The following is a 26,044-nucleotide window of genomic DNA, read 5'->3' on the forward strand; positions in this document are numbered from 1 at the left end:
ACGTTTGCCGTTGCGACCTCGTCTGATCTGTTGGGTCTATGAGGCCCTGTTGGTAGCGGGCGTACTCATTGCGGCGGCTTTGCCTTTCGTTCGATTGACCCATTATGCGCTGCATCCCGAGTTGCGCGAGTGGTATCGTCTCTATTTGTTTGGCGTGGTGGGGCTCTACTTTTCCTGGTTCTGGCACCGTTCAGGACAAACCATTCCGATGCGCACCTGGCATCTTCAATTGCTGGATTCCACAGGGCACCCCCCCTCCTGGGGACGGGCCTTTCTGCGTTATGTTCTGGCGATTCCCGGATATTTAACGGGAATCAGCCTGCTCTGGGTCCTGGTGGACAAGGAGGGGCAATTTCTTCATGATCGTTTGCTGGGTTTGACCATGCGCCAATATTAGGCGCGTTTCTCTCCCCACCAGCCGAGAAATAGTGCCAGTCCCAGAAAAACCAGGCTGGGTGCCGTGGTACTGTAAATGGGGCCCCAACCGTTGAGTTGTCCCAGATAGGAAAAAAAACGGTTACTCAGATAAAAGCCCAGACCCAGACCAATTCCAATCATGATACGCACGCCCACGGCCCCTGCGCGGGGGCGTTGCAGCCCAAAGGGAAGGGCCAGCAACATCATGACGAGACTGGAAAAAGGGTAGAACACTTTGCCCCATAGGGCGACTTCGAAACGTAAGGTTTGTTGATGGTTGTCACGCAAATGCTGAATATAGGTGTGAAGATTCCACAGAGCCATTTGTTCCGGTTCCACCAGCAAGGTGGACATCACCTGGGGAGATAAAACGGAATTCCAGCGCACATGGTCTTCATGCACCACCGAAACTCCTTTAGGGGTAAAGAGGGTCCTTTCCACCTGTTTCATTTCCCACTCGTGATCCTGCAGGTAGAGGGCGTTGTGTGCAGTACTGATGCGCTGTAGACGGCGATTATTGTCAAATTCGTAGATGCGCAGGTCTTCCAGGGAATTGTCCGGCATCATTTCGCGAATATTGATGAAACTTCCCTTGTCCTTGATCCAGATACCCGAGCGGAACTGGGTAGCAACCAGGTTGTTGAGGGCCTTCAAACGCCATTGTTGTGCGGCTTCCTCCGTAAAAGGCATGATCAGTTCCCCCAGAATGAAAGCCACCAGCACAAATCCGGCACCGATTCGAAGCAGGGACTGCGCCAGTCGCTGGCGGGACATGCCTGAACTGCGCATGACCGTGATTTCAGAATGCTGAGCAAGATTGGTCAGGGCATACAGTGTACCAATCAGGGTGGCAATGGGGAATAATTCATAGGCATGGCCCGGCAGGGCCAAGGCAACGAAGACGCCGATTTGCCACAGAGCATAACCTCCTTTACCGATGTCGTTCAGTTCGTGGATGAGATCAAAGAAGGAAAACAGGAAGAGCAAGGCAGTGAACACCAGTCCGGTGCCAGATAGAATTTCACGGGCCAGATAGCGGTCGATCAGTAGCCCGCGCCAGCGTTTCACAAGGTTTCCCGCAACTGATCCAGGATCGTTGGGTTTTCCAGCGTAGAAATATCCTGTGTCATGGGTTCACCACAGGCCAAGGAGCGGAGTAAACGGCGCATGATTTTGCCGGATCGGGTTTTGGGCAGGTTATCTCCAAAACGGATATCACGGGGCCTGGCAATGGGGCCGATTTCCCGGGTTACCCATTGGCGCAACGTTGAAGCCAATTGTTGGGCTTCTGCTCCGGCAGGGCGTTGCTGTTTCAGGACCACAAAAGCCACAATGGCTTCTCCTGTGATGTCATCGGGTTTCCCCACCACGGCTGCCTCTGCCACCATAGGGTGGGTCGCCAGAGCGGATTCCACTTCCATGGTGCCCAGGCGGTGTCCCGATACATTGAGGACGTCGTCGATGCGTCCAGTGATGGTGAAATAACCCGTCGTAGGATCCTTGACTGCCCCATCTCCCGCCAAATAATACCCCTTCAATTCGGAAGGAAAGTAGGTTTTCTGGAAACGTTCCGGATTGCCCCACAGATTTCGCAGCATGGCGGGCCAGGGGCGGCGGATGACCAGCGAACCGCCATGTCCAGGAGGAACTTCCTGTCCTGTTTCATCCACCACCGCCGCATCGATGCCGGGCAAGGGTAGGGTGCAGGAGCCCGGGACGAGCGTGGTGGCTCCGGGCAAGGGGGCGATGACATGGCCCCCGGTTTCTGTTTGCCAGAAGGTATCGGCAATCGGACAACGACTGTTTCCTACCTGTTGGTAGTACCACATCCAGGCTTCCGGATTGATAGGTTCTCCCACCGTACCCAGAAGACGCAGACTGGACAAATCAAAACGTTGGGGGTGAATTTCGGGATCCAGATTGCTGGCCTTGATCAAGGAACGAATGGCGGTGGGGGCGGTATAAAACACGGATACCCGATGGCGTGAAATCATCGACCAGAATCGTCCAGCATGGGGCCAGGACGGAATCCCCTCGTAAATGACCTGGGTGGCTCCTACGGCCAGAGGACCGTAATTGACGTAAGTATGGCCGGTAATCCAGCCGATATCGGCGGTACACCAGTAGACGTCTTCAGGGTGGTGATCAAAGACCCAGGTCATGGTCAGGATGGACCATAACAGGTATCCGGCGGTGGCGTGCTGTACGCCCTTGGGTTTGCCTGTGGATCCCGAGGTGTAGAGTATGAACAGGGGATGTTCTGCTTCTACCCAAGTCGGAATACAGAGCGGTGATTGGGATTCTTCCAGTGGTTTCATCCATAGATCCCGCGCGGAGTCCCAGGGAATATTTTCTCCAGTTCGTGCGTAGACGATGACTTTTTCCACCATTCCAGCACCCATGCTCAGGGCTTCATCCACAATGGCCTTGAGTTGGATAATTTTGCCCCCACGTTTCTGGCCATCGGCGGTGATGATGAGGCGTGCGCCTGTGTCCAGTATGCGTTCCTGCAAGGATTTGGCTGAAAAACCACCAAAAACCACGGAATGAATGGCCCCGATCCGGGCGCAAGCCTGCATGGCGACGATGCCTTCGATGGACATGGCGATGTAGATGATGACTCGATCTCCCTTGCCGATGCCGAGAGACTTGAGGGCATTGGCAAAGCGACAGACGCGCTCATGAAGAGCATGATAGGTGAGAGTGGTAACCGTCCCATCGTCAGACTCAAAGATCAGGGCGGTTTTTTCACCCATTCCGCGTTCGATGGGGACATCCAGACAGAGATGGGAAGCATTCAGTGTCCCTTCTTCAAACCAGCGGTAGAAGGGGGGATTCCGGTCATTCAGAACGGTCTGAAAGGGCGTTTTCCAGACCAGATAGGTGCGCGCCAGACGTCCCCAGAATTCCTCCGGATCCCGTTCTGCTTCCCTGACCAAGGCCAGGTAGGCGGCATGACCTGAAACATTGGCCTGGGCAACCCAAGTGGCATCCGGTGCAAAATGGCGATGTTCACGGTGCAACACTTCAGTCGACATGATTTTTCCCTTTGAGAGTCTGAAGATCGGGCCGTGGGCATGGGGGAAATTCCCTCAGACCCCACTTTGGGGCACGAAGCGTTATTATAGCCACAGTCGCAGAGAAGAATTTTCTGCATGGGTGCTATTTTACAGGGAGAGAACCGGTGGTCAGCATAGAACAAAAAGATCTGGTCCAGAGTATTGCAGATGCGCTGCAGTACATTTCCTATTATCACCCTGTGGATTATGTTCAGGCCCTGGGGGTCGCCTGGGAACAGGAGCAATCTCCTGCGGCCCGTGATGCCATGGCCCAGATTCTGACTAATTCGCGCCTGTGTGCCGAGGGCCATCGTCCCATCTGCCAGGACACGGGCATTGTGAATGTCTTTCTCAAAGTGGGGCTGAAGGTACGCCTGAACTTGACGGGTTCATTGGAGGATGCTGTGAATGAAGGCGTACGGCAAGCCTATCTGAATCCTGACAATCCCTTGCGTGCCTCCATCGTGAGTGATCCCGCCGGAAAACGACAGAACACCAGGGATAACACTCCTGCGGTGATCCAGGTATCACTGGTTCCGGGAGAGAGAGTGGAAGTCATCCTGGCGGCCAAAGGAGGAGGTTCGGAAAACAAAGCCAAACTGGTGATGCTCAACCCTTCGGATTCCTTGGTGGATTGGGTTTTGACCACTGTCCCCACTCTGGGCGCTGGCTGGTGCCCTCCCGGGTTGCTGGGGATCGGCATTGGAGGAACGGCAGAGAAGGCCATGCTCCTGGCCAAGGAATCTTTGATGGATCCCATAGATATGAGCCTGCTTAAGGCACGGGGCCCCTCCAATACGGTGGAGGCTCTTCGCATCGAACTGTATGATAAGGTCAATGCCTTGGGCATCGGCGCCCAGGGGTTGGGCGGAATGACCACGGTACTGGATGTCAAAATACTTGACTATCCCACCCATGCGGCATCACTGCCGGTGGCCCTGATTCCCAATTGTGCTGCCACGCGCCATATTCATTTCACCCTGGATGGCTCTGGCCCGGTTTCCCTGACCCCACCCCGACTCGAAGATTGGCCCGCAGTGACTTGGCGGGCTGCTCCAACGGCTCGTCGGGTGAATCTGGATACCCTGCGGAAGGAAGATCTGGCGGACTGGAAACCCGGCGACACGCTTCTCTTGAGCGGTAAATTGCTGACTGGGCGCGATGCGGCCCATTTGCGTATCCAGCAGTTGCTGGCCCGGGGGGAACCCTTACCGGAAGGACTGGATTTTACCCATCGCTTCATTTATTACGTGGGTCCCGTGGATCCGGTGAGGGGAGAGGTGGTGGGCCCCGCAGGCCCCACCACTGCCACCCGCATGGACAAGTTTACGGAGTTTATGTTGGAAAGAACAGGGCTGATGGGGATGATCGGCAAGGCCGAGCGCGGTCCCCAGGGAATCGAGGCCATCCGAAAACATCGCTCGGTTTCCCTGATTGCTGTAGGGGGGGCGGCTTACCTGGTTGCCAAAGCGATTCGTGCCGCACGGGTGGTGGCCTTCGCTGATTTGGGCATGGAGGCAGTCTATGAATTCGAGGTGGAGGATATGCCCGTTACGGTGGCAGTGGACTGTGCGGGCAATTCAATTCACCAAAGTGGTCCTGCCGAGTGGCGGATCCGGTTGTCCGACATCGCGCATCATAAAAACTGAGGCTCTATTTCCGCTTTGAGTGCGTTATGGGAAAGTGATCCCTGTTTCGATGGTGCGGCAGAATGGTGGTGACAGGACGGATCAGGAGGAAGGCGGGATCAGCGTGGCCAGAGTATTCAGAACCTGGGTGACCTGCCGGGCGCGCTCCGATGCCCCCGGTGCCCGATACAGCACACGTAGGCGATCGTTGCCTGCCAAACGGTAGTGGGGTTGATGTTGCAGCAGGTGAATGAAGTCCAGGGGGTCGAAGGGAGGCTGGGCGGAAAATTGAATCAGCGCGCCTTCATCATGGGCATCGATTTTGCGGATGCCCAGAGGCCGGCCCAAAATGCGCAAGCGGTGACTTTCAATCAGCGTGTGGGTTTCCTCCGGCAGCAAACCGAAGCGATCGATGAGTTCTTCCTGCAGATCGGTTAAGGTGTCGACGGTGTCACAGTTGGCCAGGCGTTTGTATAGAACCAGACGCTCGTGAATGTCCCCGCAGTAGGCGGCAGGAAGCAAGGCTGGAGCGTGCAGGTTGATTTCCAGGGCAATGTCGAGAGGCCGTTCCGGATCCCAGGTTTTACCTTGTTGGAGGGCTTTCACCGCTTGGGTCAGCATCTGGGTGTACAAGTTGAATCCAATTCCCTGGATGTCTCCACTTTGAGAGTCCCCCAAGACTTCACCGGCGCCCCGGATCTCCAGATCCTGTAGTGCCAGGTAGAATCCGGCTCCCAATTCCTCCATCTGCTGAATGGCTTCCAGTCTTTTTTTGGCGGTGGAAGTCAGGGCGTCCTCCGGAGGAGTGAGCAGGTAAGCATAGGCTTGATGGTGAGAACGGCCCACCCGACCCCGTAATTGATGCAACTGGGCCAGACCGAAGCGATCAGCGCGATGGATCAGAATGGTATTGGCGTTAGGGACATCGATGCCTGTTTCGATGATGGTGGAACAGAGCAAGAGGTTAACTCGTTGCTGGTAGAAATCGCGCATGACCTGTTCCAGTTCCCGTTCACGCATCTGACCATGGGCCATGGCGATGCGTGCCTCCGGAAGTAGTGCACTCAGGCGCTGATGCTCGTTTTCCATGGTCTCTACTTCGTTGTAGAGAAAATACAGTTGTCCTCCTCGTTTCAGTTCACGCAAGACTGCTTCACGGATCAGACCATCTGATTGAGGATGCACGAAGGTTTTGATGGCCAGACGTTTTTGCGGGGCAGTGGCGATGACCGAGAAATCCCGCAATCCCTCCAGCGCCAGAGAGAGAGTGCGAGGAATGGGGGTGGCCGTAAGGGTGAGAACATCCACTTCGGCGCGCAGGGCCTTGAGGCGTTCCTTCTGACGTACCCCGAAACGGTGTTCCTCATCAATGATGACCAGTCCAAGGCGCGCAAAGCGAACGTTTTCTCCGATCAGTTTATGGGTGCCGATGACCAGATCGATTTTGCCTTCTTCCAGGGCCAGCAAGGTCGCGGTGACTTCCTTGGCGGAGCGGAAACGGGATAACTCGGAAATCCGTACCGGCCAATCGGCAAAACGATCAGAAAAGTTCTGGTAATGCTGTTCAGCCAGCAAGGTAGTGGGGACCAACAGGGCAACCTGGCGTCCAGCATGGATTGCCTGGAAGGCTGCGCGCATCGCCACTTCGGTCTTGCCAAAACCCACATCGCCACAGATCAGCCGATCCATGGGTTTGGCGGCGGCCAGGTCGGCGCGTACGGCTGCGATGGCAGCGGATTGGTCGGGGGTTTCTTCGAAGGGGAAACCGGCAGCAAAGGCGGCGTATGCCTGATCATCCAGAGGGCAGGCCCAACCGGTGCGGGTAGCACGCCGTGCATAGAGATCAAGCAGTTCGGTTGCGGTATCGCGAGCCTGACGAGCAGCTTGACGTTTGGCTTTTTCCCATTGTCCACTGCCTAATCGATGCAGCGGTGCCGCTTCGGGCGGTCCGCCCGAATACCGGCTGATCAGATGTAACTGAGCCACGGGGACATACAGGACATCCTCACCGGCATAGGATAATTGCATGAATTCCGCCGACCCTTCTCCTAGGTCCAGATTCACCAGTCCCTGGAAGCGCCCAATACCATGGTCCTGGTGGACCACCGGGTCTCCCACGTGAACTTCCGTCAGGTCACGCAGAAGATTGTCGCTATTGGTCCTTTGCCGTTCCCGTCGGCGGGTTTGGCGAACTTGACTTTGGAACAGTTCGTTTTCAGTGATGAGCGCCAGTTGGCCCAGGGAAAAACCTTCCAGAAGCGGACCTACGCTCAGCATGAGCGGTGCTGAGGCATTCTGGAACTCGGCCCAATCTCTGGCATTTTCGGGGATCAGGCCCTGCTCCTGCAATAACTGGCGCAATGTTTCGCGCCGCCCCAGACTATCCGCCAGGATCAGGATACGTCCGTCAAATGAAGACCGGAAATTCTCCAGTTTCTCCAGAGGATGGGGGGATCGACGCAGTACCTCGAGTGGGGGAAGGGCTTGCAGGGAATCTGGTCCTGATTCCTGTTTTCTTGAGAAGGGCTTCATCCTCAGAAAGAATTCTTCTTCTTTCAAAAACAGCGCCGTGGGATCGAGTACCGGATAAGCGCGATCTCCTTTGACCAGTTCCCAACGACTGCGAATGGATCCCCAATAGGTGCGGATCCCTGCCGTCAGGTCGGTGAGGGGGCACAAAACGGAGGAAGAAGGCAGATAATCAAACAGGGTTGCGCATTGGTCAAAAAAGAGGGGCAGGTAATATTCGATTCCGCCGGGTACCAGTCCATTGCCAACGTCGCGGTAAAGGGTACATCGTGAGGGATCGCCTTCGAAGTGTTCACGGAAACTGGAGCGGAAGTGTGACCGCGCGGCTTCATCCAGTGGAAATTCGCGGGCGGGTAGCAAGCGAATCTCGGGAACCGGATAAAGTGAACGTTGACTGTCTACATCGAAGGTGCGCAGGGTTTCCAGCGTGGTGTCGAAGAGGTCGAGACGATAGGGCAGTACGCTCCCCATGGGAAACAGATCGATTACTCCGCCGCGTAAACAGAATTCCCCGGGATTGAGTACCTGCTGAACGGCGCTGTACCCTGCCTTGACCATCTGTTGGCGCAGGGCTTCGGCATCAAGGGTTTGTCCCTGTTTCAGGACAAAGGTATGCCCGGCCAGATGACTGACGGGCGGCAGACGCTGGAGCGCGGTGCTGATGGGGACCAACACGACATCACACTGGCTCTGGGAAATTTGCCAAAGTGTGGCCAGGCGTTCCGAGACCAGATCCTGATGAGGGGAAAACCGGTCATAGGGAAGGGTTTCCCAATCGGGCAGACAGGAAAGGCGCAGGGTGGTATCGAACCAGGCCATTTCTTCGCGCAGGCGTTGGGCTTGGGCCGTGCTTTCGGTCAGAATGACCAGAGGGCCTGGGGCGTGGGCGTTCTGTGACAATCGCCAGGCAGCGCCCAGCAAAGGGGGAAGTGACATGTGGAACCGAATCAGTGACGGAGATACATGCCTCAGGCTGCCGTACGGGTGGTGAAACTTTCTCCGCATCCGCAACTATCTGTGACATTGGGATTGTTGAATTTGAATGAGGCATTGAGTCCGGTACGCTGGTAGTCGATGACGGTTCCATTCAAAAAGGGAAGGTGATCCTGATGCACGACGACGAGGGTTCCACCGGTTTCGAAAGTGACTTCGCCTTCACGCAGGTCATCGGCATAGTCCACCACATAAGCCAGTCCGGAACAGCCGGAAGTTTTTGTGCCAAAACGCAGTCCAATCCCCTTGCCACGTTTGGCCAGGGATTGGTGGATTTGTTGTGCAGCAGATTCGGTCAGGGTAATGGTCATGGGAGTTCTCCTTTACACGTCTTTCTTGAGGCTCTGGATCTGGCGAGAAAGTTCCGCCACTTGCTGACGCAACTGCTCATTGAAATGGACCAATTCCTGCACCGTTACGGCAAGAGGATCTTTTTCGTCGCGCGAAGAACCGTAGGCGCTGAACTGTGGATCGGCCTTGACAGGTTGGTGCTGGTCGTCTTCCAGCAGGCGTCCGGGAATTCCGATGACGGTGGCACGGGGCGGGACCGGTTTGACCACCACGGCATTGGAGCCTACCTTGCAGCCTTCTCCCAAGAGGATGGGGCCAATCACCTTGGCGCCAGCGCCGACGATGACTCCGGGGGCCAGCGTGGGATGGCGTTTGCCCTTGTTCCAGGAGGTTCCTCCCAGAGTGACTCCTTGGTAAAGGGTGCAATCATCACCGATTTCTGCGGTTTCTCCGATGACCACCCCCATGCCGTGGTCGATGAAGACGCGTCGTCCCAACTTTGCTCCCGGATGAATTTCAATACCGGTTAAAAAACGGGAAAATTGAGAGACTGCCCGTCCCAACCATTTGGCATTACGTTGCCATAGCCCATGGGCTAACCAATGCAGCAGGATGGCATGAAAACCGGGGTAGAGCGTGATGATTTCCCAACGGCTACGGACCGCTGGATCGCGGTCGAAGACACAGTCAATTTGTTCGCGGATGCGGGCCAGCATGGGAAACTTATCCTCAAGGTAAGGGAGAACTGCCATTATCGGCAGGATACAGGGTTCTCAGGATACCACGCAGGATGCTGACTTCTTCACGTTCCACCCTTGCCCGAGAAAACAGGCGGCGCAGACGGGTCATCAAACGCCCTGGGTGTTGGGGGTCGAGGTATCCGCCGCCTGTCAGCACACGTTCTAGGTGAGCGTAGAAATGTTCCATTTCGTCATGGGTGGCGGGCGGGTATTCCCGCGCCTGAAGTCTGTGTTCCTGGTGCAAGGCATGGCGTAGTTCATAGGCCACCAATTGTACGGCAGAGCCTAGATTGAGCGAGCCAAAGGTAGCGTCGGTGGGAATATGGGCGAGTAATTGGCACAGGTCCAGTTCGGCATTGGACAAGCCGGACATTTCCGTCCCAAAAACCAGCGCCACTTCTCCTTCCCCGAGTACTTCCTGGGGCAAGGAGGGGGCCAGTTCGCGCAGTGACAGCATGGGGTGAGACAAGTCGCGCCGTCGGGCGGTTAATCCCACGCTCAAGGTGATTCCCTGCAGGGCTTCGTCCAGACTGGTGCACACCACGGCCCGTTCCAGCAGGTCGTCGGCTCCGGCAGCCCGTGCATTGGCTTTGGGATCCGGGAAGTGGCGGGGATTGACGAGAACCAGGCGGTTAAACCCCATGGTTTTTAGGGCGCGGGCAGCCGCTCCGATATTGCCGGGGTGGGTTGGGGTACAGAGGACGAAGCGAAAACGCTCAAACATGGGACTCAAGCGTTTTGCAGGAGGGGCAGGAGTTGGCCGAATATCTTGGGAGATCCGGCGACCACATTTCCGGTCTCCAGAAACCGGCCCTCTCCGTCCAGATCGGAGACCAGTCCCCCCGCTTCCTGAATCAGGAGGGTGCCTGCGGCCATATCCCAAGGTTTGAGATCCAGTTCCCAAAATGCATCGTAACGCCCGGCAGCCACATAGGCCAGGTCAATGGCCGCCGAACCGGGGCGGCGCAGGCCTGCTGTTTTGCGCATGACTTCCGCCATCATGCGCAGATAGCGCTCCTGATGGGTCATGTGGCTGTAGGGGAAGCCTGTGCCAATGAGCGATTCGTCGAGACGGGTCCGTCCGCTCACGCGGATACGCCGGTCATTGAGAAAGGCCCCGCTACCCCGGGTGGCTGTGAACAGGTCATTATGGACCGGGTCGTAAACCACGCCCTGTGTCACAACTCCCTGATGGGCCAGGGCGATGGAGACGCTGTAGAGAGGGAAACCATGCAAAAAGTTGGTGGTGCCATCCAGAGGATCAATGATCCAGCAATAGGGGGAATCTCCCGAGGGACCGCTTTCTTCGCACAGAAAGGCATGATCCGGGTAAGCTTCCTGGAGCACTTCCAAAATGACTTGTTCCGCTGCACGGTCCACTTCGGAAACGAAGTCGGCATGGGCCTTTTTGCTGACCGTGAGGCGGTCTACGTCCAAGGCGGCGCGCTGGATCAGGTTTCCGGCCCGGCGGGCGGCCTTGATGGCAAAATTGAGTTGAGGATGCATGGTGGTGAACGTCTCGATCAGTCAACTGAACCCTTGATTATACGCCGATCCGCGGGATACCGACGAAGAATGCACGGGAATTGACGGAGGATGACCGGAAATTGACCCTGGTGGTCAGTCTCTGGATAATTGGGGGACCTTTTGACGTCGAGGAATCTGATCATGCCTTATCTGATTGAAACTTGGGACAAACCGGAACATGACGCGGTACGCCAGGCAAATCGTCCTGCCCATCTGGCCTGGTTGGAGGAAAACAAAACCCAACTGTTGGCCTGTGGGGCCAAGATGGACGATGCAGGGCAGAGAGCGCAGGGGAGTTTTTACATCGTTGATGTGGACGAGCGAGCCGACGCCGAACGCTTTATTGCGGCGGACCCTTTTACCCTGGTGGGGTTGCCGGACCGCGTGACGATCACACGCTGGCGCTTGGCTTTTCTGGATCGCCGCTCCTTTCTCTGAGGGGGAAGCGGCGGTCTTTGTCGTTTTAGTTCATCAAGGATAGAAAGTGTTGTAGACGACGCGTCACGGCATCCCGTCCGATCAGGTGCAGCGTGACATCCAGGGAAGGGGTATGGGAGGTTCCGCAGAGAATGGCGCGCAGAGGCATTCCCAGAGGTCCCATCTTGAGGCCGTGAGCCTGAGCGGTTTGCTTGATGAGAGGACCCAGGGACTCCGGGGTCCAGGCCGCCGTTTGAAATGCGCTCAGACATGCCTGTAACGCATCTCGTATTGCGCCTTCCGGGGGGTGGGCCAGAATATCGGGAGTAGGCGCCGGATCGGTGTAGAAGTAGCGAGCAGCCTCAGCCAGTTCCGTGACATGGCTGAGGCGTCCCTTGAGTAGGGCGACAACCTGCTCGGGTAGAGGGCCCATGGCCCACTGGGCGTCACTCAAAGTCAAGTCTATTCGGAGTTGGGTGGCCAGGCGCGTATCGGAAGATTCTTTGAGGTAATGCTGATTGAGCCAGAGCAATTTTTCCGGGTTGAAACGGGCGGGGGAACGATTGACGTGGGCCAGATCAAACCAGGAAACCAGATCTTCCTGCGAAAAGATCTCTGCATCGCCGTGGGACCAGCCCAGACGTGCCAGATAGTTGAGCAGGGCCTCCGGCAAAAAACCATCTTCTTGATACTGCAGGACATTGACCGCACCGTGCCGCTTGGATAGGCGTTCGCCGTCTTGTCCCAGAATCATGGGGAGATGGGCGAATTGCGGAAGGGAGGCGCCCAGAGCCTGGATCAGGTGGATTTGACGTGGGGTATTGTTTACATGGTCGTCTCCTCGGATGATATGAGTGATCTGCATATCCAGATCATCCACCACCACGCCGAAGTTGTAGGTGGGAATGCCATCGGCCCGTAGCAGCACCAGATCGTCCAGTTCTGAATTGGCAACCGTGATGGGGCCCTTGATCAAGTCGTGAAAAGTGACACTGCCTTCCACAGGAGTCTTGAAACGGATGACTGGGGCAATGCCCGCCGGGGGAAGGGCTTTGGAATCGCGCCAGCGTCCGTCATAACGGGGTTTTTCTCCGCGTGCGCGCTGGTTTTCACGTAACGCTTCCAGTTCTTCGCGGCTGGCATAGCAGGGATAGGCCCAACCGGTTTTAAGCAGATGATCGGCAACTTCGCGGTAGCGAGCCAGACGTTGCATCTGGTAAAAAGGACCTTCGTCATAATTCAGTCCCAGCCAGGCCATGCCCTCCAGAATGGCTTGGGTGGAGGCGGCAGTGGAACGTTCGCGGTCCGTATCCTCGATGCGCAGTACGAAGGATCCTCCGTGGTGGCGGGCGTAAGCCCAGGAGAAAAGAGCGGTACGGGCTCCTCCAATATGCAGGTAACCGGTGGGACTGGGCGCGAAGCGGGTGCGAACCATGATCATTTCCTGAACCAAAGGGACCATTGTAACGCGAGGACTCTGAAAATCGCAGAGGGATGGTACACTTTATCCATGCGCGACACTCTTTTAGGGGGACTGGCCCCCGGCGAATTTCTGGCCCGGCACTGGCACAAGTCGCCTCTGCTGGTGCGTCGGGCCGTGCCCGATTTTCTGGGATTATTGACCCCTGCGGAAATCAAGCGCCTGGCCACCCGTCCCGCCGTGCAGGCGCGCCTGATCCTGCGTCAGGGAAAACGTTGGGTGTTGCGGCACGGCCCTTTTCGTCCCATTGATTTTAAAACCTTGCCGGATAAAAACTGGACGGTACTGGTTCAGGAGCTGAATCATTGGTTACCAGAAGGCGAAGCACTGCTTCAGGAATTCGATTTTTTGCCTCACGCGCGTCTGGATGATTTGATGGTGAGTTATGCCGCCCCTGGGGGAGGCGTGGGCCCTCATTTCGATTCTTATGACGTTTTTCTCTTGCAGGGATTTGGCACTCGGCGCTGGGGAATCGCAGAAACAGAGGATCTGGAATTACTGCCTGACAGCGACCTCAAATTGCTGCGTCGTTTTTCTCCACAGGCACAGTGGGATCTGGAGGCGGGAGACATGCTCTATTTGCCGCCCCATTGTGCCCATGACGGAGTGGCTCTGAGTGAATGTTTTACTTATTCCATCGGCTTTCGGGCTCCGACCTATCAGGAATGGGTAGAGGCTTTTCTGGATTTTTTGCGTGATCGTCTGCAGGTGGAAGGACGCTATGCTGATCCTGACCTGACTCTTTCTGCGCATCCGGGCGAAATTCCCCCGGAGTTGATTACCCAAATAGATGGGATGTTGCGCCAGCAGGTACATTGGACACATCCAATGGTGGCAGAATGTGTGGGGCGATATCTGAGTGAACCCAAGCCCCACCTGTTTTTTGAGCCTGCGGAAGAAACTTTGACACTCGATGCCTTTGAACTGCGCTGTCTGCAACAGGATTTGCATCTGGATCCCCGTAGTCAGTTGTTGTTTTCCGGCAAATTTTTTTACTTTAATGGGGATCGTTTCGAATTACATCAACCAGGATCGACACAAATGCGTTGCCTGGCAGATACTCGAAAACTGTCGGCCAGAGCGATGGACGCAGAACTTTTGACTGTGCTGCATGATGCCTGGCAGGCGGGGTGGGTTAAATTTTTTTGATTCCGGGGGTGAGCGCTTGTCGCCTCAGGCATAAATGGTGTATGCTCCTCGGGTCTGATGGCTCCCTTGGGGCTGTTCAGGATTTATCATCAACCTCTCCGATAGGACACATCATGAAACTGAATCTTTTGATTGCTTCCCTGTTTGCTGTGACCTTGGCTGCGTGTAGCAAGCCCGAAGCACCCAAGGCCGAAGCCCCTGCTGCACCTGCTGCCGATGCCGCTGCTCCCGCCGCACCTGCCGCTGCTGACGCTACTGCACCTGCAGCACCTGCTGCTCCCGCTGCTGCTGATGCTGCAGCACCTGCCGCCGCACCCGCTGCTGCTGCTCCTGCTGCTGACAAGAAGTAAATCTGGTCGCTCTGTCAAAAAGCCGGCCTTTGGGTCGGCTTTTTGTTTTTCGGGGAATACCTGATCAAACAAAGTTTTTTCTGTTTCGAGGAGATCGTCCGGACGGATCACTCAATCAGGGACAACCTAGGGAAATCCAATCCAGTCCCGTATCCTGAGCGGCGATGAGAATGCGGTCGACTCCGTTTCCAAGCGCCCGGTTGAGTTCGGTCAAGGCATGGTCCGGAGTATTGTTCTTGCGGCTGATATGAGCCGCCACGATCCACTGTAAACCTTGGTGGTCAAGACGCTGTGCCAGACGGGAAGAGACTTCGTTGGACAGATGTCCATAGGGTCCCTGTACGCGCGCTTTCAAACTGGCAGGATAGGGTCCCTTTTCCAGTAGCCCAGGATCATAGTTGGTTTCCAGAAATAGGGCGTGACAGCCTTGTAAGGAACGTTCGATATGGGGCGTGATGGACCCCGTGTCTGTCAGTAGCCCAAAGCGGAGTTCTCCCGAGTTGAAGACGTATTGCAGGGGCTCGCGCGAGTCATGGGGCACCGCATAGGGAAGAATGTTTATGGGGCCCACAGTAAAGGACTCTTCGTCCCGAATGATGCGAATTTGCTCGGGGAGTTCCTGTATCAGGTCGGACAGCGTACCGAAACTGCCATAGACGGGGCAACCCACTTTTCTGGCTAGGGCAGGAATCCCGCTCATATGATCGGAGTGCTCATGGGTGACCAAAAGCGCATCCAATTGAGTGCTGCATACGCCCAGTCGGTTCAGACGTCGTTCGGTTTCCACCAGGGAGAACCCGCAGTCCACCAGAATCAGCGTTTGTGCTGACTGTACCAGTAATCCATTGCCCTCACTGCCGCTGCCTAAAGATGCGAACCGTAGCATCATGAATCAAAGGAATTCCTGCAACACCACAGGGAAGGCAGGGTGACCAATGATTTTCCCGGTTTCAGTGCAGTTGGTCATAGATCAGTGTCAGGATCCGTTGGCTGGTGGCAGGTGGGACCTTGGCCTCCGTTTTGTCGCGCAAGTCCACGGTGGTGCCATGACCGCTGACCGAACTGACCGAGAGGCGGTAGGTCTGGGTGTCCTTGGTTTTGTCCTCGGAGCGCCAGAACGCCAATTTCGAGAAAAATCCCCTGCTTCCGTTCTTTTTGCCCGACTCTTCATCGGTAGTGTACCGGATGAAGTACACGCCGGCCGCGCGATCACGATCTTCAACGGTGAAGGCGCTCCGATCCAAGGCGAGACCTATCTTACGCCAGGCGCGGTCAAAGGGTTCGTTGAGGGTGAGAAGGGTTCCTCCGTCCGCCTGGGTCACCAGTTTGGCCGATGAACTGATATGGGAGGTGTTCGTGTTGTCGCTTGACTCGTTGGGTTTCTGGGAAGTGTCCTCTTTGGCCAAGAGGGTATCTGCCTCTTCTGGAGATTCGCCAAATTTTACAGCCAGTTTTTTGAGATATTCCGTTTCAATTTCCGGATTGTCCGGGAGGGGTTGCCATATTGAACCGGTGTAGTTGTTTTTGTTCAACATCTCTTCCATGCCCTTGTGGAAGAGATAGACTTCGGTGGTGCCTGCTTCGGTACCGCGCTCGATGCGAACCCGAAATTGATCGCGTACCGGGCTGGAGACCAGACTGTCCATCACCGAACTGACAAGGTGTTTGATATAGGTTTGGGGTACGGCTGTTTTATTGTCTTTCCACTGGGTTTCCATGATCCCGATTTTTGGGTCATCGCTCTGCAATTTGAACCCATTGCTTGCCCAAAAGGATTCCAACCCAGCCCAAACCTTGTCTGGGGATGACTTGACCACCAGCCAGCGCTGAGTGCCATCGCTTTCCAGTTTGACTTGATTCCCAAAAGCGGGCAGTACCCCGCTTTGATCTGTGGCAGGGAGGCCGTTGTTCGGTTTTTCCTGTTTCTCCTGATTGAATTGCGTCAGGGTGGTGGCTTTGTCTTGTCCGGGAATGCCATATCGCTCATCTGTCTGGATCGGGGTCAGATCGGGAGGAACCTCAAGGGGGGGGGCCGTGGTCGTTACTGTCGTGTAATCGATTTTTTTTGATTGAAAGACTTGGGAAGGAACGCTACAACCCGCCAACAGGGATGCCGCCAAGACGGCGACGAGAGTTTTATTCATGAATGGAACTTTCCTGCGGAGAGAATGACAAGAGGGCAACCATCAAACTGACGCGAGTTTATCATCCTTGTGCCGACAAATCACACCCTGCGAAACGCAAGGCATCGCGCAGAGAAGGGTGATGGATTCTGGACAGGGAGGTGAGGGGTAGGCGCAAGGCGTGCCCGATTTTCCCCATCTCAGCCAAGGCCCATTTGACAGGGATGGGATTGGCTTCAACAAACAGCAGGCGATGAAGGTCGAGAAGGGTGTTGTTGATTTCCCGTGTTTTCATGATGTCCCCTGCGCGCGCTGCCTGGCAGAGAGCAGCCATTGAGGCCGGGGCTACGTTCGCGGTGACGGAAATGACCCCATGACCACCGAGCAACAGAAAGGCGGCGGCACTGCCATCATCACCGGTGTAGCAAGCAAATCCGGGGGGGGCGTGGGCAATCAATTCACTGGCTCGGTAAAGATCGGCGGTTGCATCCTTGATGCCGATGATATTGGGGTGGACCGCCAATTTGAGTGCGGTTTCGTTTTGCAGATCAGCCACCGTGCGTCCAGGGACGTTATACAGAATCAGGGGCAGATCCACGGCATCAGCGATGGCGCAAAAATGCTGGTACAGTCCTTCCTGGGTGGGCTTGTTGTAATAGGGGACAACGGACAGTCCGGCGACGGCTCCCACGCTGTGCGCAAAGCGTGTCAACTCAATGGCTTCAGCGGTGGAATTGGCTCCGGTGCCTGCAATCACCGGGATCCGGCCTGCGGAATATTCCACAGTTTTGGCAATCAGGGCCTCATGTTCGGCTACGCTGAGGGTCGGGGACTCGCCGGTGGTGCCCACCACCACGATGCCATCGGTTCCTTCGGAGACATGCCAATCGACGAGGCGCCTTAATGATTCGAAATCCAGTTCTCCATCATCGGTGAGCGGTGTGACGATGGCTACCAAGCTACCCTGAAACATCATGGAAGTTTCCCGCGCTGAAAACTCTGATTGTACTATCCTACAGGGAAAATGGCGAATGGTGGGAATGAGGGCTTGGAGGGTAGAGGGTATTCAAAAAGGGATTCTGCTACAATCCACGACTATTCCAAGCGAGAGTGCGCGAGAGTGAGAATCCTGTTGACAGGGGTAAACGGACAGGTGGGTTCGGCATTGAAACCTTTGCTGAGGTCTCTGGGGACGGTGCAGGCTCCTCCCAGGGAAGAACTGGATCTGGTCGATGCCCGTGCCGTGGCGGCCTGGGTCCGTCAGTATCGGCCTCATTTGATCGTCAATGCAGCGGCCTACACGGCTGTGGATCGAGCCGAGCAGGAGCAGGCCGCCGCCTTTGCACTGAATGCCCAACTTCCTGAACTGTTGGGGAGTCTTCAGCGCGAATGGGGTGGAGCCATGATCCATTATTCCACGGATTATGTATTTGACGGGACGCATGAGGGCGCCTATACAGAGAAGGATATCACTGCCCCTCTCGGTGTTTATGGGCGCAGTAAGCGGGCCGGTGAAGAGGGTTTGATGTCCAGCGGCGTTCCTGCCCTGATTTTTCGGACCAGTTGGGTGTATGGTTTGCATGGACGAAATTTCCTCAGGACCATGCTGCGTTTGGGGCAGGAACGGGCTGAAATTCAGGTGGTGAACGATCAGTGGGGTGCCCCCACCTGGGCAGGCTCCATTGCGCAGGGGACGATGGCAGTTTGCGCGACCTTGTGTTCTTCGGCACAGGCAGAGAATTCCCTGGTGGATGGGTTGACGGGAAAAGAAGGGATCTACCATCTGACCAACGGGGGGGCCACGACCTGGTATGACTTTACCCGTCGAATCTTTGAATTGCGTCCCGAGTGTCGGGCGCTCGTTCTCCCCATTCCTTCCAGCGATTATCCCAGCCCCGTCCGGCGACCGGTGAATAGTCGTTTGGATAACACCAAATTGAAAGAAGTGTTTGGCGTCCGGTTACCCCTCTGGTCCGAGGCGCTGGAAGACTGTTTGGCCGAACTCCCCGATGTCCAGGAGGTTTTAACATCATGATAGGTCATCCTACGCCTCTGGCGGGCGTTTTTCGCATCGAGCCAAAAGTCTATGGAGATGAACGCGGATTTTTCTTTGAAAGTTTCAATGCCCGGGGTTTTTCGAGTCTCACAGGGTATTCCGGCTCTTTCGTGCAGGACAATCATTCTCGCTCGATGCGGGGGGTATTGCGGGGTCTGCATTACCAGATCCTTCAACCCCAAGGCAAACTGGTGCGGGTGATCGAAGGAGAGGTTTATGATGTGGCGGTGGATATTCGGCGTCATTCTCCCACTTTTGGTCAGCATTACGGGTGCGTTTTATCCGCAGAAAATCGTCAGATGCTGTGGATTCCACCGGGTTTTGCCCACGGTTTTTTGACTTTGTCCGAGCATGCGGAGTTTCTGTACAAGACCACGGACTATTGGTTGGCCACGGCGGAGCGGTCTCTGCGCTGGGATGATCCGACCCTGGCCATTTCCTGGCCTACCCCCTCTGGGGTAACTCCCCTTCTTTCGGCCAAAGACCGCGTGGGCAAGTGTCTGGCGGAGGCTGAAGTGTACGAGGATCTGTGAAATCAAGGCCCACCTGGCTGGAAGGATGCTGGGTGGTGCTTGATCATGCCCCGGATGGGGATTCGGTGCGCTTCGTGCCAGACCACCCGATTCCCGTCGCTCAGTGCATGCCTCGTCTGCGTTGGAGCAAGGACGGTGCCTTGAGTGTGCGTTTGCTGGGTGTGGATGCTCCAGAGATTCATTACAGGCGGCGGGGGCAGCCCTTGTGGCGTCAGCCCTCTCCGTGGGGTGAGCAGGCCGCCCAAGCACTTCTGAACTTTCTCGGTTTTTCCTCGCTGCAACGTAATCTTGCCGGACGGGTGGTGGGCGCTGACCCCCAGGCCTGCCGTGGCACCCTGGGGGTTCTGCGCGTGGATCGATACGGCCGTGCTCTGGGTTTGGCGCTGCGGGGAGAGGATCGCGGCGCGAGGGATGCATCACTTGCCTGGGAGGATACGTGGGAAGCCAGCGCCAATCAGGAATTATTGCGGCAAGGTCATGTTTATCCTTTGGTGCACAAGGATTTTCCAACAGATTGGCGTATTTCTCTGAGTACGTCGGTTCAAATGGCGCGGATGCAGAGTAGAGGCGTCTGGCCTGCGGATCGCACCCATTGCGGTTTTCCTTTGTCGGATGCGCAGACCCTGCGTGACACACTGGAGTCCACCTGTCTGATCTGGCCTTTTCTGTTTCGTCGCCTGGTGGATGTGGAAACAAGCTTCCTCCGTGGGAGTTCCTCTGCGGAATGGTTGTCACGATTGAATCGTTGCGCGGGATCAGTTTCGTTGTCTTCTGTCAATGGGTCGGTCCCCTTTCTGGACCTGATCTCATTCGCCGATGGAAAACTCCAGTTGCTGGTTCCGCCGGAAGAAATCGTGATTCACTCATAGATAGCGGAGAGGCCAAACTCCCTTCCCATAGATGCGGCGCTCCTTCGGATGGATGGCACGGGCTGGTTCTGTACGTTTTTTGAAATATCCGATATAATAGGCGGCTTATTGTGGCCAAGTAGCTCAGTCGGTAGAGCAGAGGACTGAAAATCCTTGTGTCGGTGGTTCGATTCCGCCCTTGGCCACCACCTAAAACCTCAACCACTCCGTTTCAGGGGTTTTCTGTTGTATCCTGACAGCCTTTGTGTGTGAGGGCATTGCTACCGATCTTCGCGGGTGTGCCACAGCCGCAGCATGTAGATCGTGGATTCCCGAATTTCGTACCGCATCTCATACTTGCCGACGAGAATCCGGCGTACCTCGCGCGGCTCGAATTCTTCCAGTTTTTCGCCGATACGTGGATTTACCAGCAGACTGGCTGGAGCCGCTGCGAGCGCCTGCACCACGCGCGTAGCGGCCGATTTGTTCACTGGCACCAAGAAATCATACAACCGCGCCAAATCAGATAACCCTTTGCTCGTCCACTTCAGTTCCATCAGCGGGGTGCCGGCAGCGGTTGGGCAGTACTGAGGCTATTGGCCCACGCTTCCACGGCTTGGTGATCAATGACTCGTCCGGCGTCTACATCGGCCAACCCCTCGTGGGTCAAACGGGTGCGTTCCTCTTCCATGTCGATCCAGGCCGCTAACGCTTGTTTGACGATCCAGCCACGTGAGCGTTCGAGACGAGTGGCCAACCGATCTACTTTCTCGGCCAGCAGGAGCGGCACGTGTGCAGTGAGAACTTTGGTATCTGTATGTGCCATGGTTTTTCCCTTCTTACGATTGGTCAAGTATCATCATAGTGATTAGATATGATTTAAGCAAGATGACATATAAAAATATGGGGTTGACATGGCTATCGATTGACCAATAACGGGGAAGTACGGATACCGAAGTGCTCGGAATCATGGGGCGCGATGAGATCGAATTCCTTTGCATCGTCATCGCCAACCATAAAGATTCGCTACCTGCAGAGCCTGTATATGAGGCCATCGGCCATATTGGGAACAGGGCTGCTGGGCATCATGCGATCTGCATCGAGCGGCGGAATTTGGAACACATCAGTCAGGCCGTGCCCACCTCTGTGGACTCAAGGACTTCTCCATAGGAGTCTTCAAGATAATGAATGGTTTTAAATTCGCCATTGCGCACGGAAACCCAATCATCTTTCACTTCCACCTCATATTCGGTTTGCCTCATCAATTGCAGGAGGGCAAACCATACATGGGAATCTTCAGGGGCCACCAAGGGAAAATCAGCCAGTTTGTCCTTGGCATAGACGGAAATGAGGCTTCTGAAATGATCCCATTTGTCTTGATCTGAGGTATCGAATTCCTCAATGTATGTTTTGACTACAGTGTGGAATTCTTGCTTGGTAACCTGGAAAGTTGGCATGCAGTTCACTCGCTGAAGTAAAAACTGTTTTATTTTACCTGTTTTTGCACCCCGGTGCCGGCTTGCCCTGACCAATATTCCACTGCCCACACCTGCGGGTATGTGAGGGCTGGCGCGGTGCGACGACCAGAATTACACCCATTCCAATCGGATCAGGGTGCCATGGTTGCCTGATCGAAGGGTCAGGATCAAGCCCAATTCTGCGGCGCGTCGCCTCAAATTGGTCAGGCCTCGTCCGGTTTTCATGGACTGAGGGTCGAAACCGATTCCATCATCCCGGATTTCCAAGAAAGAATCCGTGAGAATGAAATTTACATGATGCGCCTGACTGTGTTTGGCCACGTTGTTGAATATTTCCTGGATCATTCGGATCAATTGTACGTGGCGGGAAGGGCTGGGGTTTGACAGTTGAGGAGGGGCAGTGACTTGCCAGTGAAGGGTGATATTACAGGCATCCATGGCGAGATCGAGGCGTTCACGCACGCTGGCGATCAAGAGAGACAAATCTCCGTTTTTATCGTCAATGGAGTCGACCATGAGACGCAAATCATCCAGGGCGGTACGCAGGGTTTTTTGCAAGGCGTGAGTGGTTTGGGGCATTCGGTCGATGAGCGCCAGTGCGCTGATCAGGTAGCCTCCCAATCCGTCATGCAAGTCGCGCAGAATGCGTTCCCGTTCGTCCAGCAGCGCATTATGGGTGAGTAAGGCGTGACGTTCCTCGTAACTGGAGGCCAAGGCTTGGGATTTTTCTTCGATTTGTTGATTCAGATCCGAATTCAGCAGGATGTACCGGTTAAGGGTGCGATCAAAACGCAGAATGACCAGAAAGGTGATGACCAGTCCCATGGAGGAGGCGGCCCAATAGGCATAGTAATTGGGAAGGTGCCTGTGGGGGAAGATCATCTGGTCCAGGTCATGAACGCCTATGCCGGCCAGTACCGACAAAACGAGAAGCAGGAGAAGAGATTCGATCCTGTGCCCTGTGTTGCGGTGCCGGATGACCAGATAAAACAGATAGGGGGAAATGAGTGCATAACTGGCCCCCATGTATCCAAAGAGTTTTAGATAGTACGCTGGGCCAGTCCAGGCGATCAGAAAAGGGATGATCAGGGTGTACGCACCGGCCCAGCGTTCCAGGAGGGGGTGCTCGACCCGAACGAAGCGGTGGATAATCAGCAGGATGATATAAGAAAACCCCATGGCAAGGGTATAGATGAACCATAACCAGAGGCTGTGCTGTACGGGCACTTCCGTCAGAAAAAATGAGGAGGTATAGATGCCGCTACATAAACTTCCCAGGGCAAGCATGAGATAAAGCGGTTCTGCGCGATGATGTTTCCAGAGGAGAAATAAACCCAGAGACAGAGAGATGTTCAGTACGCAGACCGTGATGGGGGCTGTCACCTCGAACATGGAGCGTCGTTCATAGCGCGGGGTAAGTTCGGTAGCCAGGCCGATTTGCACGTTTTCCAGGCCGGACATCTCATTGGGGTAGCCCAGTATGGCGATGGAGATGATGTTGTTCCCTGGGTGTAACAGGCCGCCGGGGATGGAAAAAAGCAGGGGACGGAAACTGTTGAGAGAAATTGGCTCGATCAGACGACCGCCGCTACCCACCAAAACTCCGTTGGCAAAAACTTCAGCATTGGCGCTCAGTCGGGGTAAGTAGATGCCCCAAAGATCGTGACTTGGATGATCAAGAAAAAAGGTGAATCGATACCATCCGGTTCCCCCCTGACCAGGGTGGCTTATATTCCAGTTATCGGGGAGAGTGACCGGATCCCAACGCCCGAGTTCCTCCGCAGGCGGAGAACTTTCTGAAGAAAAGATGAAGTATCCTTGCGTTAACGTGGATACGGCAGCCTGGACCGGAAAGTGGAAAGGGAGGAAGCAGAGAAGAAACAGTAGGCGCAGGACATTCCTGAGGGGGATAGGTTCGCGCCACGGTTTATGGGTTTTTGCCGTGTGCAGGGAGAGGGGATTGGCAGGGAGGAGGATCACGCCACAATGACTTCAAGAAAGATGAGGCTGTTGTCATTTCCAAGGGCAGGATGGAACGGTGGTGCTGATGAGAGGAGTCGAACCCCCGACCTACTGATTACGAATCAGTTGCTCTACCAACTGAGCTACATCAGCACTTAAACCATGTATTATACCGGATTCTGGGTACGTAATGAATCTTCTTAAATCTCTCGCCCAAACCAGCAGCATGACGTTGCTCTCACGCATCCTTGGCTTTCTGCGCGATGTGGTGGTGGCGCACGCCTTTGGCGCGGCGGGTGAAACAGATGCTTTCGTGGTGGCTTTTCGGCTCCCCAACCTGTTGCGTCGCCTGTTTGCCGAAGGGGCTTTCTCACAAGCCTTCGTTCCCTTGCTGGCGGCCCAACGAGCCAAACATGGGGATGCGGGCGCGCGGCATTTGGTGGATCATGTGGCGAGCGTGCTGGTGGTGACCTTGTTGGTGACGACGCTGCTGGGTGTGCTTTTTGCTCCGCAGATCGTATGGGTGACGGCCCCGGGCTTTCGCCAGAATTTGGCCAAATTTGCGCTGACCACCCAATTATTGCGCATCACCTTCCCCTATATCTTTTTCATTGCCCTGGTGGCTTTGTCCGCCGGGATTCTCAATACCTGGAATCGTTTCTGGGTGCCGGCCATTACACCCGTATGGTTGAATATTGCTTTCCTGTTTTTTGTACTGGCACTGTCCCGGTTCTTTACCCCACCCATTGCAGCCCTGGCTTGGGGCGCCCTTGCCGGCGGCGTGTTGCAACTTCTCTTTCAGTGGCCCTTTCTGCGTCAGTTGCAGATGGTTCCGCGCTGGCGTTGGGATCCCTTTGATCCCAGGGTACGGCGGGTATTGAAATTAATGGGACCGGCAGTGATCGGGGTATCGGTGGGGCAGATCAGTTTGTTGTTGAGTACCCTGTTTTCATCCTACTTGCCCACCGGCAGTATTTCCTGGTTATTTTACGCCGATCGCCTCATGGAGTTTCCCACGGGATTGCTGGGGGCAGCCTTGGGTACGATCCTGTTGCCCAGTTTGGCTCGTACCCATGCGATAGACGACCGGGTGGGTTATTCGGCCTTGCTGGACTGGGGGTTGCGACTGACCTTGATGTTGACGTTGCCCGCTGCATTGGCACTGGCTTTGATCGGGGTCCCTCTGGTTTCAACCTTGTTCATGCGCGGGGCCTTTGGTCCGCACGACGTCCTGCAGGTCAATCTGGCGCTGCTGGCCTACAGTCTGGGGTTGATGGGGCTGATCAGCATCAAGATTCTGGCCCCCGGGTTTTATGCCCGTCAGGATATCAAGACCCCAGTCAAGATTGCCCTGTTGATCCTGGTGCTCACCCAGGGGATGAACGCTCTGTTCATCGGCCCCCTGCATCATGCCGGTCTGGCCTTGGCGACCAGTCTGGGTGCCTGTGGCAATGCGGGTTTGTTGTATTGGGGGCTGCGCCAGCGCGGCGTGTATCTTCCAGGGGCGGGCTGGTCCGGGTTTTTGCTGAAAATAGGGGTGGCGCTGGGGGTGATGGGGGCGGTGCTCTGGATCGGACAGGGAGCGGAATCTTTCTGGTTGACGGCTTCTTTTGGTGCCCGGTTAAGGCATTTGATCCCACTGATGATGGGGGCCGGAGGCAGCTATTTTGCGACCCTGTGGGGTCTGGGATTTCGGTTACGCGATTTTTCCCGGCACACTGTGCCACAGGCCAAGAGCCAAACCGAGCAGTAACAGGGAGAGTCCGGCGCGGGTGACCTTTTCAGGTAAATGATGGTTGAGTCGGGTGCCTGCCCAAAGCCCTGGGAGAGATCCTGCCAGGAGCGCAGCCAGCAAGGTTCCATCCACATGTCCCAAACGCAGATGTCCCAAGCCGGCCAGTAGGGTCAGCGGTACCGCATGGGCCAGTTCCGTAGCGACAATGGTGGAAAAACTGAAACTGGGGTAGAGAACCAGCAGCAGTGCCGTCCCCAGTGCACCCCCTCCTACTGAAGAAAGCGTGACGAGAATACCAATAAAAAACCCCAGCACCGGAGTCCAGATTCGTGCGTACGGAGTGTCTGTGGGTTTGGGCAGGGCGCGCCGTTTCCAAAGGGCCAGGGTGGTGAGAGCCAGGGCTACGGCCAATCCCTGGCGTAACATTTGATCCAGCAGGGGACTGGCGGGAATCCGCTGTAAAATCCAGAGGGTGAGTCCGCTGCCCGGCAAACTGCCCACCAGCAGCCAACCCGCCGTACGCCAGGATACATTTCCATGGCGCTGGTGACAGGCAACAGCTCCGGCCTTGGTCAACGCTGCGTAAAGCAGGTCGGTTCCAATGGCCGTTGCGGGGGGGATGCCAAAGCCCATGACCAGCAGGGGAGTCATGAGAGATCCTCCTCCGATTCCGGTCATTCCGATCAGTAGTCCCCCCGCAGCGCCGGACAGGATGAAATTGACGAGCAT

Annotated in this window: 25 protein-coding genes and 2 tRNA genes; 10 read left to right on the top strand and 17 right to left on the bottom strand. The window is 55.7% G+C overall.

Features of this window, described 5'->3' with window-relative positions; translation table 11 throughout:
• Positions 1-10 precede the first annotated feature (10 nt).
• A complete protein-coding gene (locus HO274_RS10135; protein ID WP_051862532.1) occupies positions 11-397 on the top strand; it encodes an RDD family protein in 387 nt (128 codons plus the stop codon).
• Here HO274_RS10135 and lptG read toward each other — a convergent pair.
• Positions 394-1,485 (bottom strand): LPS export ABC transporter permease LptG, encoded by a 1,092-nt coding sequence (gene lptG, locus HO274_RS10140; RefSeq protein ID WP_197456449.1) that lies wholly within the window; start codon positions 1,483-1,485, stop codon positions 394-396. The two genes, HO274_RS10135 and lptG, sit on opposite strands and share 4 nt — an antisense overlap.
• Positions 1,482-3,455: an acetate--CoA ligase gene (gene acs / locus HO274_RS10145; RefSeq protein WP_062188206.1), complete on the bottom strand. Its 1,974-nt coding sequence runs from the start codon at positions 3,453-3,455 to the stop codon at positions 1,482-1,484. Before acs ends, lptG begins: the two co-directional genes overlap by 4 nt.
• Before the next feature lie 146 nt (positions 3,456-3,601).
• On the opposite strand from acs, the gene HO274_RS10150 reads away from it, so the two are divergent.
• On the top strand, positions 3,602-5,125 hold the full coding sequence (locus HO274_RS10150; protein WP_273119281.1) for a fumarate hydratase: 1,524 nt from the start codon (positions 3,602-3,604) through the stop codon (positions 5,123-5,125).
• A gap of 81 nt (positions 5,126-5,206) precedes the next feature.
• Here HO274_RS10150 and mfd read toward each other — a convergent pair whose 3' ends face one another.
• The 5 genes from mfd to HO274_RS10175 are packed head-to-tail and all read right to left on the bottom strand — an operon-like array spanning position 5,207 to position 11,163.
• A complete protein-coding gene (gene mfd, locus HO274_RS10155; protein ID WP_273119284.1) occupies positions 5,207-8,569 on the bottom strand; it encodes a transcription-repair coupling factor in 3,363 nt (1,120 codons plus the stop codon).
• A gap of 32 nt (positions 8,570-8,601) precedes the next feature.
• On the bottom strand, positions 8,602-8,937 hold the full coding sequence (locus HO274_RS10160) for a HesB/IscA family protein (protein ID WP_273119288.1): 336 nt from the start codon (positions 8,935-8,937) through the stop codon (positions 8,602-8,604).
• 12 nt (positions 8,938-8,949) lie between these two features.
• Positions 8,950-9,633 (bottom strand): serine O-acetyltransferase, encoded by a 684-nt coding sequence (cysE, locus tag HO274_RS10165; RefSeq protein ID WP_062188207.1) that lies wholly within the window; start codon positions 9,631-9,633, stop codon positions 8,950-8,952.
• Positions 9,634-9,646: 13 nt separating this feature from the next.
• Positions 9,647-10,381: an RNA methyltransferase gene (locus HO274_RS10170; RefSeq protein ID WP_031598104.1), complete on the bottom strand. Its 735-nt coding sequence runs from the start codon at positions 10,379-10,381 to the stop codon at positions 9,647-9,649.
• 5 nt (positions 10,382-10,386) lie between these two features.
• Positions 10,387-11,163 (bottom strand): inositol monophosphatase family protein, encoded by a 777-nt coding sequence (locus HO274_RS10175; protein WP_031598105.1) that lies wholly within the window; start codon positions 11,161-11,163, stop codon positions 10,387-10,389.
• Positions 11,164-11,325: 162 nt separating this feature from the next.
• Between HO274_RS10175 and HO274_RS10180 the strand changes: the two genes are divergently transcribed.
• Positions 11,326-11,622: a YciI family protein gene (locus HO274_RS10180; protein ID WP_031598107.1), complete on the top strand. Its 297-nt coding sequence runs from the start codon at positions 11,326-11,328 to the stop codon at positions 11,620-11,622.
• A gap of 25 nt (positions 11,623-11,647) precedes the next feature.
• On the opposite strand, the gene gltX is transcribed toward HO274_RS10180, so the two are convergent.
• On the bottom strand, positions 11,648-13,036 hold the full coding sequence (gene gltX / locus HO274_RS10185) for a glutamate--tRNA ligase (protein ID WP_273119293.1): 1,389 nt from the start codon (positions 13,034-13,036) through the stop codon (positions 11,648-11,650).
• 75 nt (positions 13,037-13,111) lie between these two features.
• Between gltX and HO274_RS10190 the strand changes: the two genes are divergently transcribed.
• Both HO274_RS10190 and HO274_RS10195 read left to right on the top strand, forming a co-directional pair.
• Positions 13,112-14,230: a cupin domain-containing protein gene (locus HO274_RS10190; protein ID WP_273119296.1), complete on the top strand. Its 1,119-nt coding sequence runs from the start codon at positions 13,112-13,114 to the stop codon at positions 14,228-14,230.
• A gap of 113 nt (positions 14,231-14,343) precedes the next feature.
• Positions 14,344-14,580, top strand: coding sequence for a hypothetical protein (locus HO274_RS10195; RefSeq protein ID WP_273119299.1), 237 nt, complete (start codon positions 14,344-14,346; stop codon positions 14,578-14,580).
• Between the two features lie 115 nt (positions 14,581-14,695).
• On the opposite strand, the gene HO274_RS10200 is transcribed toward HO274_RS10195, so the two are convergent.
• The 3 genes from HO274_RS10200 to dapA all read right to left on the bottom strand — a co-directional run bounded on the left by HO274_RS10200 (position 14,696) and on the right by dapA (position 17,676).
• Positions 14,696-15,469: an MBL fold metallo-hydrolase gene (locus HO274_RS10200; RefSeq protein WP_031598113.1), complete on the bottom strand. Its 774-nt coding sequence runs from the start codon at positions 15,467-15,469 to the stop codon at positions 14,696-14,698.
• Positions 15,470-15,530: 61 nt separating this feature from the next.
• Positions 15,531-16,724 (bottom strand): outer membrane protein assembly factor BamC, encoded by a 1,194-nt coding sequence (gene bamC / locus HO274_RS10205; RefSeq protein WP_273119301.1) that lies wholly within the window; start codon positions 16,722-16,724, stop codon positions 15,531-15,533.
• 61 nt (positions 16,725-16,785) lie between these two features.
• A complete protein-coding gene (gene dapA, locus HO274_RS10210) occupies positions 16,786-17,676 on the bottom strand; it encodes a 4-hydroxy-tetrahydrodipicolinate synthase (RefSeq protein ID WP_420537405.1) in 891 nt (296 codons plus the stop codon).
• A gap of 147 nt (positions 17,677-17,823) precedes the next feature.
• Here dapA and rfbD point away from each other — a divergent pair, with 147 nt between their 5' ends.
• The 4 genes from rfbD (at position 17,824) to HO274_RS10230 (ending at position 20,349) form a co-directional block, all read left to right on the top strand.
• On the top strand, positions 17,824-18,738 hold the full coding sequence (gene rfbD / locus HO274_RS10215; protein WP_273119307.1) for a dTDP-4-dehydrorhamnose reductase: 915 nt from the start codon (positions 17,824-17,826) through the stop codon (positions 18,736-18,738).
• A complete protein-coding gene (rfbC, locus tag HO274_RS10220) occupies positions 18,735-19,292 on the top strand; it encodes a dTDP-4-dehydrorhamnose 3,5-epimerase (protein WP_031598117.1) in 558 nt (185 codons plus the stop codon). Before rfbD ends, rfbC begins: the two co-directional genes overlap by 4 nt.
• The gene (locus HO274_RS10225) at positions 19,289-20,161 is read left to right on the top strand and encodes a thermonuclease family protein (protein ID WP_273119312.1); all 873 of its coding nucleotides are present in this window, start codon (positions 19,289-19,291) and stop codon (positions 20,159-20,161) included. Before rfbC ends, HO274_RS10225 begins: the two co-directional genes overlap by 4 nt.
• Positions 20,162-20,273: 112 nt before the next feature.
• Positions 20,274-20,349, top strand: a tRNA-Phe gene (locus HO274_RS10230).
• 72 nt (positions 20,350-20,421) lie between these two features.
• On the opposite strand, the gene HO274_RS10235 is transcribed toward HO274_RS10230, so the two are convergent.
• The 5 genes from HO274_RS10235 to HO274_RS10255 form a co-directional block, all read right to left on the bottom strand.
• Positions 20,422-20,697: a type II toxin-antitoxin system RelE/ParE family toxin gene (locus HO274_RS10235; protein WP_031596929.1), complete on the bottom strand. Its 276-nt coding sequence runs from the start codon at positions 20,695-20,697 to the stop codon at positions 20,422-20,424.
• Entirely contained in the window at positions 20,697-20,966 is a 270-nt protein-coding gene (locus HO274_RS10240) for a CopG family ribbon-helix-helix protein (RefSeq protein ID WP_031596931.1), read from the bottom strand. The genes HO274_RS10235 and HO274_RS10240 overlap by 1 nt, the downstream gene beginning before the upstream one ends.
• A 301-nt stretch (positions 20,967-21,267) precedes the next feature.
• Complete coding sequence (locus HO274_RS10245; RefSeq protein ID WP_031596933.1) at positions 21,268-21,597, bottom strand: hypothetical protein; 330 nt, start codon at positions 21,595-21,597, stop codon at positions 21,268-21,270.
• Between the two features lie 132 nt (positions 21,598-21,729).
• On the bottom strand, positions 21,730-23,598 hold the full coding sequence (locus tag HO274_RS10250; protein WP_273119317.1) for a sensor histidine kinase: 1,869 nt from the start codon (positions 23,596-23,598) through the stop codon (positions 21,730-21,732).
• 59 nt (positions 23,599-23,657) lie between these two features.
• A tRNA-Thr gene (locus HO274_RS10255) sits at positions 23,658-23,733 on the bottom strand.
• A gap of 37 nt (positions 23,734-23,770) precedes the next feature.
• Between HO274_RS10255 and murJ the strand changes: the two genes are divergently transcribed.
• Positions 23,771-25,333 (top strand): murein biosynthesis integral membrane protein MurJ, encoded by a 1,563-nt coding sequence (gene murJ / locus HO274_RS10260; protein ID WP_031595994.1) that lies wholly within the window; start codon positions 23,771-23,773, stop codon positions 25,331-25,333.
• On the opposite strand, the gene HO274_RS10265 is transcribed toward murJ, so the two are convergent.
• Entirely contained in the window at positions 25,277-26,044 is a 768-nt protein-coding gene (locus HO274_RS10265; protein WP_031595993.1) for a sulfite exporter TauE/SafE family protein, read from the bottom strand. The genes murJ and HO274_RS10265 overlap by 57 nt on opposite strands.

It is taken from the genome of Ferrovum myxofaciens, from assembly GCF_013181415.1.
Lineage (GTDB): Bacteria > Pseudomonadota > Gammaproteobacteria > Burkholderiales > Ferrovaceae > Ferrovum > Ferrovum myxofaciens.